Source organism: Vibrio sp. zbq_1 (assembly GCF_043102935.1).
Classification (GTDB): Bacteria; Pseudomonadota; Gammaproteobacteria; order Enterobacterales; family Vibrionaceae; genus Vibrio; species Vibrio parahaemolyticus.
This window is the reverse complement of sequence record NZ_JBICJH010000032.1, coordinates 425,260-438,620: the sequence shown is the minus strand read 5'-3', so window position 1 is coordinate 438,620 and position 13,361 is coordinate 425,260. Positions and strand designations below refer to the sequence as shown.

The 13,361-nt window shown below is 45.4% G+C and carries 12 protein-coding genes; 9 read left to right on the top strand and 3 right to left on the bottom strand.

Annotated elements, in window-relative coordinates:
- The first annotated feature begins 139 nt into the window (after positions 1–139).
- The 5 genes from ACF8CV_RS16115 to ACF8CV_RS16095 all read left to right on the top strand — a co-directional run bounded on the left by ACF8CV_RS16115 (position 140) and on the right by ACF8CV_RS16095 (position 5,930).
- Positions 140–952 carry a sugar transporter gene (locus ACF8CV_RS16115; protein WP_078230355.1) on the top strand — a complete coding sequence of 271 codons (813 nt, stop codon included), beginning with the start codon at positions 140–142 and terminating at the stop codon, positions 950–952.
- A 178-nt stretch (positions 953–1,130) separates the two neighbouring features.
- The gene (locus ACF8CV_RS16110) at positions 1,131–2,600 is read left to right on the top strand and encodes a protein adenylyltransferase SelO (RefSeq protein WP_392417183.1); all 1,470 of its coding nucleotides are present in this window, start codon (positions 1,131–1,133) and stop codon (positions 2,598–2,600) included.
- Positions 2,601–2,802: 202 nt separating this feature from the next.
- On the top strand, positions 2,803–3,801 hold the full coding sequence (locus tag ACF8CV_RS16105) for a TRAP transporter substrate-binding protein (RefSeq protein WP_005479018.1): 999 nt from the start codon (positions 2,803–2,805) through the stop codon (positions 3,799–3,801).
- A gap of 89 nt (positions 3,802–3,890) precedes the next feature.
- Complete coding sequence (locus tag ACF8CV_RS16100; protein ID WP_020904055.1) at positions 3,891–4,565, top strand: TRAP transporter small permease; 675 nt, start codon at positions 3,891–3,893, stop codon at positions 4,563–4,565.
- A 3-nt stretch (positions 4,566–4,568) separates the two neighbouring features.
- Entirely contained in the window at positions 4,569–5,930 is a 1,362-nt protein-coding gene (locus ACF8CV_RS16095; RefSeq protein ID WP_005495990.1) for a TRAP transporter large permease, read from the top strand.
- 47 nt (positions 5,931–5,977) lie between these two features.
- On the opposite strand, the gene ACF8CV_RS16090 is transcribed toward ACF8CV_RS16095, so the two are convergent.
- The 3 genes from ACF8CV_RS16090 to ACF8CV_RS16080 all read right to left on the bottom strand — a co-directional run bounded on the left by ACF8CV_RS16090 (position 5,978) and on the right by ACF8CV_RS16080 (position 9,381).
- On the bottom strand, positions 5,978–6,160 hold the full coding sequence (locus ACF8CV_RS16090) for a hypothetical protein (RefSeq protein ID WP_021451574.1): 183 nt from the start codon (positions 6,158–6,160) through the stop codon (positions 5,978–5,980).
- Between the two features lie 76 nt (positions 6,161–6,236).
- A complete protein-coding gene (locus tag ACF8CV_RS16085) occupies positions 6,237–7,574 on the bottom strand; it encodes a sigma-54 dependent transcriptional regulator (protein WP_140317086.1) in 1,338 nt (445 codons plus the stop codon).
- Between the two features lie 4 nt (positions 7,575–7,578).
- Positions 7,579–9,381 carry an ATP-binding protein gene (locus tag ACF8CV_RS16080; protein WP_005487692.1) on the bottom strand — a complete coding sequence of 601 codons (1,803 nt, stop codon included), beginning with the start codon at positions 9,379–9,381 and terminating at the stop codon, positions 7,579–7,581.
- Between the two features lie 46 nt (positions 9,382–9,427).
- Between ACF8CV_RS16080 and ACF8CV_RS16075 the strand changes: the two genes are divergently transcribed.
- The 4 genes from ACF8CV_RS16075 to clpX all read left to right on the top strand — a co-directional run bounded on the left by ACF8CV_RS16075 (position 9,428) and on the right by clpX (position 13,295).
- Entirely contained in the window at positions 9,428–9,613 is a 186-nt protein-coding gene (locus ACF8CV_RS16075; protein ID WP_005482581.1) for a hypothetical protein, read from the top strand.
- A gap of 293 nt (positions 9,614–9,906) precedes the next feature.
- Positions 9,907–11,211, top strand: coding sequence for a trigger factor (gene tig, locus ACF8CV_RS16070; protein WP_005460612.1), 1,305 nt, complete (start codon positions 9,907–9,909; stop codon positions 11,209–11,211).
- Positions 11,212–11,316: 105 nt separating this feature from the next.
- Positions 11,317–11,943 carry an ATP-dependent Clp endopeptidase proteolytic subunit ClpP gene (clpP, locus tag ACF8CV_RS16065; RefSeq protein ID WP_005460620.1) on the top strand — a complete coding sequence of 209 codons (627 nt, stop codon included), beginning with the start codon at positions 11,317–11,319 and terminating at the stop codon, positions 11,941–11,943.
- 71 nt (positions 11,944–12,014) lie between these two features.
- On the top strand, positions 12,015–13,295 hold the full coding sequence (gene clpX, locus ACF8CV_RS16060; RefSeq protein ID WP_005460618.1) for an ATP-dependent protease ATP-binding subunit ClpX: 1,281 nt from the start codon (positions 12,015–12,017) through the stop codon (positions 13,293–13,295).
- Positions 13,296–13,361: the final 66 nt, after the last annotated feature.

The following is a 13,361-nucleotide window of genomic DNA, read 5'->3' as shown; positions in this document are numbered from 1 at the left end:
GAGTGGCTTATTTTTTGTGTCTGATTTATTTCGAATTTGCTCTCATTATCTTATGAGATGTGTTTCTCATTATTTTAAAAGCGATTTTTCTACTCTGCGGTTACCCTAGGGGCAGATTTTTACAAATTAAGGATGTTGTATGTCAACCGAGGACTTTTCTGTTTCGGCAATATGCCGAGAAGCGGCAGTGATGGTCAGAAGGAACCTACTCGCAATTGTCATTGCGTGTATTCCATTAATCATCGTGCACTCAATTTTTGTGTTTATGTATCCTGAAATGACGGGGCAAGATCAAGCGAGCGCCCAAGAAGGAAACATCACGGGATTTTATTTCGTCACAATCGTTTTATACCCACTTGTTGCTGCGATGGCTGCTGTGCGTGTGCACCGGATTTATTTGGTTGGCGATTACATGCACTCGGCGTTGGATGTGTTTCGTTTGTCGGCCCGAGAATTCCGTTTCATTGGCTGGTGGATATTGTTTGGACTGATGATGATGCTCGTCATTGGTATCCCAATCTTTGTATTGTCGTTTATCTACATTGCAGAAAGCGGTGAACCCGATTTTGTCGCCATGGCGTTTATCACAACAGTTGCAAGCATTCCAGGCTATTGGGTGATGGCGCGTTGGTCGTTTGTTCTGCCAGCGACCGCAATGGATCATCAGCCGCGCAGTTTGCGTCGTTCATGGAACCAAAGCAGACCATACAACAAGCAAGTATTCATTTTGATGGGATTAATTCCATTAGGTGCAGGATTACTCAGTCAGCTTATCTTTAGCCACTTTACGAATTTCTTCATGCTGAGTTTTGTTGGCGTTGCCTATGGTATTTTCGGCGCGTACCAGCTGGCATTGTTATCGTTGAGCTATAAAACGGTCGTGGATATCGAACGCGCTCGTTTTGATACGCCATCAGAGCCACCAAAAACGGGTGAAGAATTTTCCGCTTAATCAATTTGATCGTTTTTACATACCACCTCCGTTTGTGAGGTGGTATGTAGCGGGTGAATACCTTTCCTGCCGTCTTCGCGTTATTCATGCAAAATACCCATGCCCATTTCATGGCTGAATGACAGTGACGTTCACACGTATACTGACAACAGTACTTCTTTTTATTAAGGAACCCCACATGTCCATTTGGCAACGGGTCAGTTTCACCCATCGCTTTAGTCAACTACCGTCAGCTTTCTATACTTTGGTTGAGCCACAACCCTTGGATAATACTCGCTGGGTTGCTTGGAATGGTGAGTTTGCGCAGCAGTTTGGTTTACCAGCAGAGCAAAACGATGAGCTATTGGCGGTTTTTTCTGGGCAAAGCGAATTCGAACCGTTTCGTCCTCTGGCGATGAAATACGCAGGGCATCAGTTTGGCGTCTACAACCCAGACTTGGGTGATGGACGTGGATTGCTGTTGGCGGAAATTGAGCATCAAAATGGCACTTGGTTTGATATTCACCTTAAAGGCGCGGGGCTAACACCCTACTCGCGCATGGGGGACGGCAGGGCGGTGTTGCGCTCAACCATTCGTGAGTATCTATGCAGCGAAGCCATGGCGGGGCTTGGGATCCCGACGACTCGTGCTCTTGGCATGATGGTCAGTGACACGCCTGTTTATCGCGAGAAAACAGAATTCGGCGCAATGTTGATTCGTATGGCGGAGACCCACGTGCGTTTTGGCCATTTCGAGCACCTTTTCTATACCAATCAATTGGCAGAGCAAAAGTTGCTGGCGGACAAAGTCATCGAGTGGCACTTTGCTGATTGTGCGTCGGCAGAGAAGCCATACGCTGCAATGTTTGGTGAAATTGTTCAGAAAACAGCGGACATGATTGCTTACTGGCAAGCGTATGGGTTTGCTCATGGCGTGATGAACACCGATAACATGTCAATTCTCGGGCAAACCTTTGATTACGGGCCATTTGGTTTTCTCGACGATTATGAATCGGGGTACATTTGTAACCATTCTGATTATCAGGGGCGTTATGCGTTCGAGCAGCAACCGCGAATTGCCCTGTGGAATCTTTCTGCTTTGGCACATGCCTTATCACCGCTCGTCGAGCGAGAAGATTTAGAACAGGCACTGAGCCAATTTGAAAGGCGTTTAAGCCAGCAGTTTAGCCGCTTGATGCGCAGTAAGCTGGGTTTGAAAACAAAAATTGCAGAAGACGGACGTTTGTTTGAGTCGATGTTTGAACTGCTTAATCAGAATCATACCGACTACACGCGATTCTTTAGAGCGTTGTCCAACCTCGATAAACAGCCAGCGCAAGAGGTCATCGATTTGTTTATTGACCGGGAAGCCGCCCAAGCGTGGCTTGATTTGTATTTGGCTCGATGTGAGCTGGAGGTAGATGAAATTGGTGAGCCGATTTCAGCCGAGCAACGTTGTGAACAGATGCGCCAAGCCAACCCGAAATACATTCTTCGCAACTACCTTGCGCAATTGGCTATCGATAAAGCTGAGGAAGGGGATTTCAGCGAAGTTCATCGTCTTGCTGAGATACTTCGCCATCCATACGATTCGCAACCAGAGTTTGAGGCGTATGCCAAATTGCCGCCAGAGTGGGGGAAAAAGATGGAGATCAGCTGCTCCTCATAAATGGGTCATTTCCCACCCATATCCTTTAGGTTTGTGGGTGGATTTCCCTCCTTTTGGCTCTCGCTTGTCAACTTTAATATTTTAATGGATTGATTTTAAATAAAAAAATAGTTGGTCTGTTAATTGCTCTTTGATGAACATCCGTACCCATCACCTTAACTTCATGGACGGGATGGGATGTGATTTATCAAGGAGAATAATAATGTTAAAGCCTCTAACCCTACTATCTGTCTCTGCTCTTGCTGTTACCAGTTTTAATGCCGCTGCGAATTGTGACCCAGGTGAAACGGTCATCAAATTCAGCCACGTGACTAATGCGGACAAACACCCAAAAGGCATTGCTGCTTCGTTGCTTGAAAAACGTGTCAACGAAGAAATGAACGGCAAAGTGTGCATGCAGGTGTTTCCAAACTCAACGCTTTACGATGATGACAAAGTGTTGGAAGCTCTTCTAAATGGTGATGTTCAACTCGCTGCTCCTTCTCTTTCTAAGTTTGAGAAATTCACCAAGAAGTATCGCCTTTTCGATCTGCCTTTCTTGTTTGATGATGTCGCTGCTGTTGACCGCTTCCAAAACTCTGAAGCGGGAGAGAAGCTGAAAAACTCAATGAAACGTCGTGGTCTACAAGGCATTGCGTTCTGGCACAACGGTATGAAGCAAATGTCTGCCAATAAACCTCTGATGGTGCCAAGCGATGCGAAAGGACTTAAGTTCCGCGTCCAAGCTTCTGACGTTCTTGTTGCCCAGTTCGAGCAACTTGGCGCAAACCCTCAAAAAATGTCCTTCAAAGAAGTTTACGGCGGTCTACAAACGAAGGTTATCGATGGTCAAGAGAACACTTGGTCAAACATCTACGGTAAGAAGTTCTTCGAAGTTCAAGATGGCATCACGGAAACCAACCACGGTATTTTGGATTACCTCGTTGTGACGTCGAACGATTTTTGGCAGAAGCTACCAGAAGATCAGCGTGAACAGCTCAATACCATCATTCAAGAAGTGACTGTTGAGCGTAACGCGGAATCGACCAAAGTGAACTTGGCGAATAAAAACAACATCATCGAAGCGGGTGGTGTGGTTCGTACGCTAACGCCAGAGCAGCGTCAAGAGTGGGTGACGGCTCTGCAACCAGTGTGGAAAAAGTTTGAGAAAGACATTGGTTCTGACCTGATTGAAGCGGCTTTGGCTTCAAACCAACAATAACAAAAACGATATCCATTCGCCCTCGGACTCTCTCTAAGCCGAGCTGAGGATGAGGGCTTTTTCCCCTTTACTGATGACGTGATGTAATTATGGAACCGACTTTTTTTGCCAAGGCTGGACGAATCACCGATGCCATTGAAGAAACCTTGATTGCTTTCTTCTTAGGTGCGATGACATTGCTGACGTTTGCTAATGTCATTTTTCGCTATGTCTTTAACGATAATATTCTCTGGGCGTTAGAGCTCACCGTATTCATGTTCGCGTGGATGGTTTTAGTTGGCGCTTCGTACGGTGTGAAAAAACACTTTCACATTGGCGTGGATGTCATCATCAATATCGTGCCTGAAGGGCGCCGTAAACTCCTTGCGCTAGTCGCAGCGGCCTGCTGCCTAACCTTTTCGATTCTGCTTTTGATTGGTGCTTGGAATTATTGGTATCCCTTTGCGACAGAGCGCGCATGGTATGAAACCGACGATATCCCAATGCCTGAGTTTTTACAGTTCTTAGCGGATTGGCTTAATGAAGGCGAGCGCTACGAAAAACTACCACGCTTTATTCCTTATTTCGCTTTGCCGCTTGGTATGGCGATGCTCACTTTCCGTTTTTTACAAGTCACTTGGCAGATCGCTACAGGCAAGCTGGATCGCTTGATTGCAGGTCATGAAGCTGAGGAAGAACTGGAAGCCTTAAAAGAAGAAATGAGTGAAGCTGGCGATGCCATGACTCCTCGTTCCTCGAACGATTCTGATCACAAGGAGCGCTAAGCCATGGATATTTTACTACTGTTTTTAATGGTGATTGGCTTCATGCTCATTGGTGTGCCAATCGCAATTTCTCTGGGTCTTTCCAGTGTTCTTTTCTTAATGCTGCATTCCGATGCTTCTTTGGCGTCAGTTGCTCAAACGCTGTTTAATGCCTTTGCTGGTCACTACACATTGTTGGCGATACCTTTCTTCATTTTGGCCTCAAGTTTTATGTCGACAGGTGGCGTTGCAAAGCGAATCATCCGATTTGCGATTGCCATTGTTGGTTGGTTCCGTGGTGGTCTCGCCATGGCTTCCGTTGTGGCATGTATGATGTTTGCAGCACTGTCTGGCTCTTCACCAGCAACCGTGGTCGCTATCGGTAGTATCGTCATTGCGGGGATGATCAAAAACGGTTACTCGAAAGAGTTTGCTGCGGGTGTTATCTGTAACGCAGGTACTTTGGGGATCTTGATTCCGCCATCGATCGTGATGGTGGTGTATGCTGCTGCGACCGATGTGTCAGTGGGGCGTATGTTCCTTGGTGGTGTGATCCCGGGTTTGCTGGCTGGCGTGATGTTGATGATCGCTATATACATTGCGGCGAGGATTAAGAATCTACCTAAGCAACCATTCGTGGGATGGAAAGAAACGTTTGATGCCGCCAAAGATGCGAGTTGGGGGTTGTTGCTGGTGGTGATCATCCTTGGCGGTATCTATGGCGGTATTTTTACACCAACAGAGGCTGCGGCAGTTGCGGCGGTGTACTCATTCTTTATCGCGAACTTTATATATAAAGACATGGGACCATTTGCTGATAAGCAAAACACCAAACCAGCGATCGTCAAAGTGATTCAGACCTTTGTGCATGAAGACACTAAGCATACCTTGTATGAAGCAGGTAAGCTTACCATCATGCTGCTGTTTATCATTGCTAATGCACTGATCTTAAAACACGTACTGACTGAAGAACGTATCCCTCAGATGATCACGGAATCGATGCTGTCTGCGGGGCTTGGGCCAATTACGTTCTTGATAGTTGTAAACTTGTTGCTCCTGATCGGCGGTCAGTTTATGGAGCCTTCGGGTTTATTGATCATCGTTGCTCCTTTGGTGTTCCCAATTGCCATTGCGCTGGGAATTGACCCAATTCACCTCGGTATCATGATGGTAGTGAACATGGAAATCGGCATGATAACGCCACCAGTCGGGTTGAACCTGTTTGTAACGGCTGGGGTGGCAAGAATGTCGATGATGAATGTTGTAAAAGCGGCATTGCCATGGGTGGGTGTCATGTTCTTGTTCTTGATAATTGTGACTTATGTACCTTGGGTATCAACTTGGTTACCTACGACCTTGATGGGGCCAGAAATAATCACTAAATAACACATTTTCAGGATTACATTCACGCAACCAAAAAGAGGTGTGAGCAATCACACCTCTTCGTCTATGGATTTAAAATCTTGTTTTCTCGGATCGGGATGGACTCTGCGCTCATAGCCGTGCCACTTCTTTTTGTTTTTACGTCGGTCTTCACCGGAGCGCCTTTCTTCTTGATACTGGCCGTCTACCATCACTGTATCGGTAATGATCGGTATCCTCACTTTTTCATTCATATCCATATGAGCCCAATAATTGCCTTAGAAAAATTATGATTCAAGTTGGATATAATACCAATCGTGCGAACCTGTTTTATTTATAGAGCTCTTTATCTATCTGATAGCGTTGCATTTTGTCATACAGCGTTTTTCGAGGTACATTCAACTGTTCCATCGTTTGTTTGATGCTGCCATTGTTTTCTAGTAGCGCATTTTCTATCGCTGCCTTTTCAAACTCCGCCACTTGCTCTGCAAGGCTACTGGTTGAGGCGGGGATGGAACTCGGTTCGCCTAATTGGATGAGTTTACCTAATAAAACGAAACGCTCTGCTGCATTGCGGAGTTCTCGGACATTTCCCGGCCAATCGTGAGCCATTAGCTGAGCCAAATCTTGTGCTGAAAGACTTGGCGAACTTTTACCATAGCGCGACGCCGCGACTAAAAGAAAATGATGGAAAAGGGCAGGGATGTCTTCCTTGCGTTCACGTAAGGGAGGCAAATCTAGCGTAACCACGTTGAGGCGGTAGTAGAGGTCTTGACGAAATGTACCTTGTTCCGTAGCACGTTTAAGATCCACTTTCGTTGCCGCGACAACGCGAATGTCGAGAGGTAAAAGTTCGTTTGAGCCAACGCGTTCAATCACGCGCTCTTGCAGGACGCGCAACAAACGAATTTGTGCCTGAATTGGCATCGATTCGATTTCATCTAAGAAGAGTGTGCCGCCCTGCGCAAATTCAAACTTACCAATACGCCGACTGTCTGCACCAGTAAATGCGCCTTTTTCGTGACCATAGAGTTCGCTTTCAATTAAGTTTTCTGGCACCGCGCCACAGTTCACCGCCACAAAGTTATTGTTTCTACGAGAACTTTGTTCGTGCAGTGAGCGGGCGATAAGCTCTTTACCTGTACCTGTTTCGCCAAACAGCAGAATATCGGCATCTGTATCAGCAATGTGGGTGATGGTTTCTCGTAGCGTTTGGATGCTGGTGGTTTCACCGATGATTCGGGGGCCAAGCGTTTGGCTTGCTTTGAGTGATTGACGAAGTTTCTCATTTTCGTTCGTCAGTTGGCGTCTTTCAATGGCGCGCTTTACGGTTTCAACCAAGTGTTCTGGCGCAAAAGGTTTCTCTATAAAATCGTAGGCCCCTTGGTGTAACGCATTTACGGCCATAGAGATGTCACCATGGCCTGTAATCATGATGACTGGCAGGTTTGGGTCGCGTTGAACTAACGTGGTTAACAGGTCCATGCCTGAAATGCCGGGTAAACAAATGTCGGTTACAATTACGCCAGCTTCATCGCTTTGTTTCATGGCTAACAAGGCGGATTCCGCATCGGAAAAAAATGTCGCTTCGATATCGGCTAGCTCAAACGTTTGTTCTATTGCTAATCGAAGGTCGGCTTCATCATCAATAAAAAACACCTGACACATTATCTTATCCTTCTGATTGTTCGGTGCGTTGGCATATTGGTAAGCACAATGAGAATCGAGCGCCACCTTGGGCTCGGTTGTGAGCACTCAAGCTGCCGTTCATACCAGCCAATATTTGCTGAGATATAGAAAGTCCTAATCCCAATCCATTCTTTTTAGTTGTTAAAAACGGTTCGCAAAGTTCGGACAGTGTGTGCGAACCAAGCCCAGGGCCATTGTCATCGACATGAATCATCACTTTGTTTTCATCCGTATCCGTTTCAACGAGCAACCACACTTGTTTATCTTGTTGTTCTTTTACGGCTTCAATCGCGTTCGTCAGCAAGTTAACCAGAACTTGCTCCAATTGAATGGTATTGATTTGAACTTCGATGTCGTCAGTAGGAAGTTCGGTAGCAAGTAGAACACGAGCAGATTTAAAAGCGGGTTTCATGAGCTCTTTTGATGAGGCTATCACGGGCAACAGACGTGTTTGGGTAAGCTCATTGCCGCTGGCCTTTTTGGCAAACGAACGCAATTGCTGGCTGATGTTTGCCATTCTGTCTGTGAGGGCTGAAATGCGAGTGAGATTGTCTTCCACTCGGTCATACTTTTCTTTCTGAAGGAACAATTTTCCATTCTCAGCAAAGCTACGAATGGCTGCCAACGGATTATTCAGCTCATGGCTGATGCTCGCTGACATTTGACCGAGAACTGCCAGCTTAGCCGCTTGAATCAACTCATCTTGGGTCAAACGCAGTGTTTGCTCCGTTTCGGTTCGCTGCGCAATTTCAGCCTGTAACTCTGCTGTTCTCGCCATGACTTGAAATTCTAACTTCTGATTCGCTTCTTGTTGGATTCGTTCTAACTGCAAATGACGTTGTTGGCGGTGATAAATCAACTGGCCAATCAAGAACAAAACCGTAAAGGCCAACGTAAGCACAACGATATAGCCCATCGTAACCCAAACGATGGATTGTTTTGGCGAAAGCACACGAATCGTTAGCTTTAACTCAGGTAAAGGCAGTGAAGAGACAACCAGTGTCCCTTTATTGTAGGGGTAGCCTTGTTTCAGTTCAGAATTTGGTGCATTCAAGTTGCCGACAAAGCCCAATGTCGGAATCGGTGTGTCGAGATATTGTCTACTCGTCCAAACTTGCTTTTTATCTGCATCACTTAACGGTTGTAGGCTTTTGAATAGCCAATCCTGCCGGCTGCTCATAAAGACAATATTGTGAGGGTCGCTGGCCACGAACACGCTGTCAGGTTGTTGCCAGTTATCTTCAATTTTACTCAAATCCATTTTTACGACCACGATGCCCAACACGCCGCCAGCATAAATTATTGGATATGAGTAGTAATAGCCACGTTGGCCGGATGTTGAGCCCAGAGCGTAATATTGGCTGCTTTCACCGCTGATGGCTTGTTTAAAGTAAGGTCTAAAAGCAAAGTTGCGTCCAATAAAAGAGCGCTTTTTACGCCAGTTACTTGCTGCAATGGTCGTGCCCCATTGATCAATCAAATAAGTATCTGCCGCTTCAATAACGTTGTTCACCGATTCTAGATAGCGATTGGTGATTTCGAGTTGAGCGCTATTTGAAGGATTCAGTAGAGCTTCAAAAAGAGGATCATCTTTGGCTAAAAGATTGGGTATATGGGCGTATTTATCGAGCTTATTTTTGATGTGGCTAGAAAATTGTTCGAGCTGTGATTGGTGTTTATCTAGCAAAGATTGATAGCTGTGTTGCCACACCCAGCGCCCGCCCACAATGGCGCACAGGAAATATAAGGCGAAAAAAATCAGTAAAATACGATTTCGTTGAGACATCCTTGCATTCCTATTACACGTCCTTTTTATGCCTTTAGAAATGTTAATGGGTTGTAGGGATGATGGGGGATTTAGTTTTCAACTCTGTGGAGTAAAACAAGAGCAAGATCTCTTTTTACGCTTTTCAATAAAAAAAGCAGTCGATTCTCTTGAAAAAGTCGCTATTGTCCCCATTCTAGATATGCTGACGCGCTCATTGGGTGTTTTAATCCCATTTTTGGCAAAAAAATGAGTCAGCTTTCGAGAATTTAGCGCAGACAATGTCCACATAGTGGCTATTGGCTCGACAGGGTTGCGACAGATCGCTAGAATGTCGCGTCTAAAAATTCTGTCCTGAGGCTAATAGGAGATACCTTTGATATTTCTGTCGAAGATATCACTGATTAGTCTGGTGCTGAGAATCAGCATCAATACTCGATTTTAAATTAGGTGTTCGGACAGAACACTACACAAGGATGAAGCGTTAACTTAAAGAGTTACGCTCATACGCTCGGATAACCGAGCCACTTTAGAGGTTTATAAATAATGCAAGTTACTGTTGAAACGCTAGAGGGCCTAGAGCGCCGTCTAAACATTACTGTTCCAGCTGCAAACATCGAAGATGCTGTAACAGCTGAACTACGCAACATCGCTAAAAACCGTCGTTTCGATGGTTTCCGTAAGGGTAAAGTGCCTCTAAAAATGGTTGCTAAGATGTACGGCAAAGCAGTACGTCAAGACGTTCTTGGTGAAGTTATGCAACGTCACTTCATCGAAGCGATCGTAAAAGAGAAAATCAACCCAGCTGGCGCTCCAACTTTCGCTCCTGTAGAAAACAAAGAAGGTGCAGACCTAGTTTTCACAGCAACTTTTGAAGTTTACCCAGAAGTTGAACTAAAAGGCCTAGAAAACATCACTGTTGAGAAGCCTCTAACTGAAGTTAAAGAAGCAGACGTAGAAGAGATGATCGAAACTCTACGTAAGCAACAAGCAACTTGGGTTGAAGTTGAAGAAGCAGCAGAAGCTGGCAAACGCGTAAGCATCGATTTCGTTGGTTCTATCGACGGCGAAGAGTTTGAAGGCGGTAAAGCAGAGAACTTCCCACTAGAAATGGGCGCTGGTCGCATGATCCCTGGTTTCGAAGACGGTATTGCAGGTAAAACTGCTGGTATGGAATTCGACATCGACGTAACTTTCCCAGAAGATTACCACGCTGAAAACCTAAAAGGTAAAGCGGCTAAGTTTGCAATCAAAGTGAACAAAGTTGAAGCTCGTGAACTTCCAGAACTAAACGACGAATTCGTTGCTAAGTTCGGTGTTGCTGAAGGCGGTGTAGACGCACTTAAAGCTGAAGTACGTAAGAACATGGAACGCGAACTTAAGCAAGCTGTTAAGACTCGCATTAAAGAGCAAGCAATCGAAGGTCTAGTTAAAGAAAACGAAATCGACGTTCCTGCTGCACTTATCGAGCAAGAGATCCACGTTCTACGTCAACAAGCGGCACAACGCTTCGGTGGTAACCCAGAAGCAGCTGCACAGCTTCCACGTGAACTGTTCGAAGAACAAGCTAAGCGTCGCGTAGTTGTTGGTCTTCTACTAGGTGAAGTAATCAAGTCTGAAGAGCTAAAAGCGGACGACGAGAAAGTGAAAGCTCTAATCGAAGAAATGGCTACTGCATACGAAGATCCATCAGAAGTTATTGCTTACTACGAGCAAAACGAGCAAATGATGAACAACATGCGTAACGTAGCTCTAGAAGAGCAAGCAATCGACGCGATCATCGCTAAGGCACAGGTTACTGAGAAAGAAGTAGGCTTCAACGAGCTACTTAACCAACAACCTGCTGCTTAATAAGCAATATCTTGCGTAGAAGGTTGACTTAACGTTAACTATTCTGCTAACAATGGTCCGTATGATAGTCATCATCCGGGCCATTTATTTTAGGGACATAAGAATATGAGCTACCAAGAAAAAAATGCAATGTCGCCAATTATGGACGCACTAGTACCAATGGTGGTTGAACAAACTTCCCGAGGCGAGCGTTCTTACGACATCTACTCACGTCTACTTAAAGAGCGCGTGATTTTTTTAACTGGTCAAGTGGAAGACCACATGGCAAACCTTGTCGTGGCTCAGCTACTTTTCCTAGAATCTGAAAATCCAGATAAAGACATTTTCCTATACATCAACTCTCCAGGTGGCAGCGTAACTGCAGGTATGTCAATTTACGACACAATGCAGTTTATTAAACCAAATGTAAGCACTGTATGTATGGGCCAAGCTTGTTCTATGGGCGCATTCCTGCTTGCAGGTGGTGCAGCTGGTAAACGTTACGTTCTTCCTAACTCACGTGTGATGATCCACCAACCACTAGGTGGTTTCCAGGGTCAAGCTTCTGATATCCAAATCCATGCTCAGGAAATCCTGACCATTAAACAGAAGCTAAACAACCTGTTAGCAGAACATACTGGCCAGCCTCTTGAAGTGATTGAACGCGATACCGATCGTGACAACTTCATGTCAGCAGAGCAGGCTGTGGAATACGGTATCGTGGATGCAGTGTTGAGCCATCGCGGCGCGTAATTTAGCCAGCGCATTTTGGCAAAAATTGATATACACTCATTCATGAAGAGTAAAGGCTAAGAGGTTAGCGAATGACAGATAAAAGCAAAGAAAGTGGCAGCGGTAAATTGCTGTACTGTTCTTTCTGCGGCAAAAGTCAGCACGAAGTTCGCAAGCTAATCGCAGGTCCGTCAGTTTACATTTGCGACGAGTGTGTCGACCTATGTAACGATATTATTCGCGAAGAAATCAAGGATGTTCTCCCTAAGAAAGAATCTGAAGCGTTACCAACGCCAAAACAGATCCGTGAACACCTTGACGACTATGTGATCGGACAAGATTACGCGAAAAAAGTGCTCGCAGTTGCGGTATATAACCACTACAAGCGTTTACGCAATGGTGATACAACGAGCGAAGGTGTGGAGCTTGGTAAAAGTAACATCCTTCTAATTGGTCCTACAGGTAGTGGTAAAACGCTGCTTGCTGAGACGCTAGCTCGATTCTTGGATGTGCCATTCACAATGGCAGACGCAACCACACTAACCGAAGCTGGTTATGTGGGTGAAGACGTTGAAAACATCATCCAAAAGCTTCTGCAAAAATGTGATTACGATGTAGCGAAGGCTGAACGCGGCATTGTTTACATTGACGAAATTGACAAAATTTCTCGCAAAGCTGAAAACCCATCAATTACGCGTGACGTATCTGGTGAGGGTGTTCAGCAAGCGCTATTGAAACTTATCGAAGGTACGGTTGCTTCAGTTCCACCTCAAGGTGGTCGTAAGCATCCACAGCAAGAATTCCTACAAGTGGACACGTCTAAGATCCTGTTCATCTGTGGTGGTGCATTTGCTGGTTTAGATAAAGTTATCGAACAGCGTGTAGCTACGGGTACTGGTATCGGCTTTGGTGCAGAAGTGCGCTCGAAGAACGAAACCAAAACCGTCGGCGAACTGTTTACTCAGGTTGAGCCAGAAGATCTAGTGAAGTATGGTTTGATTCCAGAATTCATTGGTCGTCTTCCTGTGACAACAACACTGACAGAGCTTGATGAAGAAGCGTTGATTCAGATCCTATGTGAACCGAAAAACGCACTGACCAAGCAGTATGCAGCATTGTTTGAGCTAGAAAACGCAGAGCTTGAATTCCGTGAAGATGCCCTTCGTGCTATCGCGAAGAAAGCAATGGAACGTAAGACAGGTGCTCGTGGTTTGCGTTCAATTCTGGAAAGTGTTCTGCTTGAAACCATGTACGAACTGCCATCTGCGACAGATGTAAGTAAAGTCGTGATTGATGAATCCGTCATCAATGGTGAGTCAGAACCACTGCTTATTTACAGCAATGCCGACAATCAGGCAGCTGGGGCAGAATAAATTCAGCCATGAATGAAAAAGGAGGTAAGTAATTACCTCCTTTTTTTATTTCTCTTATTGAATCCA

Bases quoted from the DNA above. Each gene is read 5' to 3' on its own strand.
- ACF8CV_RS16085 (WP_140317086.1), bottom strand. From the start codon at position 7,574: ATGTGTCAGGTGTTTTTTATTGATGATGAAGCCGACCTTCGATTAGCA.
- ACF8CV_RS16080 (WP_005487692.1), bottom strand. From the start codon at position 9,381: ATGTCTCAACGAAATCGTATTTTACTGATTTTTTTCGCCTTATATTTC.
- ACF8CV_RS16105 (WP_005479018.1), top strand. From the start codon at position 2,803: ATGTTAAAGCCTCTAACCCTACTATCTGTCTCTGCTCTTGCTGTTACC.
- ACF8CV_RS16090 (WP_021451574.1), bottom strand. From the start codon at position 6,160: ATGAATGAAAAAGTGAGGATACCGATCATTACCGATACAGTGATGGTA.
- clpX (WP_005460618.1), top strand. From the start codon at position 12,015: ATGACAGATAAAAGCAAAGAAAGTGGCAGCGGTAAATTGCTGTACTGT.
- clpP (WP_005460620.1), top strand. From the start codon at position 11,317: ATGAGCTACCAAGAAAAAAATGCAATGTCGCCAATTATGGACGCACTA.
- ACF8CV_RS16095 (WP_005495990.1), top strand. From the start codon at position 4,569: ATGGATATTTTACTACTGTTTTTAATGGTGATTGGCTTCATGCTCATT.
- ACF8CV_RS16100 (WP_020904055.1), top strand. From the start codon at position 3,891: ATGGAACCGACTTTTTTTGCCAAGGCTGGACGAATCACCGATGCCATT.
- ACF8CV_RS16110 (WP_392417183.1), top strand. From the start codon at position 1,131: ATGTCCATTTGGCAACGGGTCAGTTTCACCCATCGCTTTAGTCAACTA.
- ACF8CV_RS16115 (WP_078230355.1), top strand. From the start codon at position 140: ATGTCAACCGAGGACTTTTCTGTTTCGGCAATATGCCGAGAAGCGGCA.
- tig (WP_005460612.1), top strand. From the start codon at position 9,907: ATGCAAGTTACTGTTGAAACGCTAGAGGGCCTAGAGCGCCGTCTAAAC.
- ACF8CV_RS16075 (WP_005482581.1), top strand. From the start codon at position 9,428: ATGGGTTGTAGGGATGATGGGGGATTTAGTTTTCAACTCTGTGGAGTA.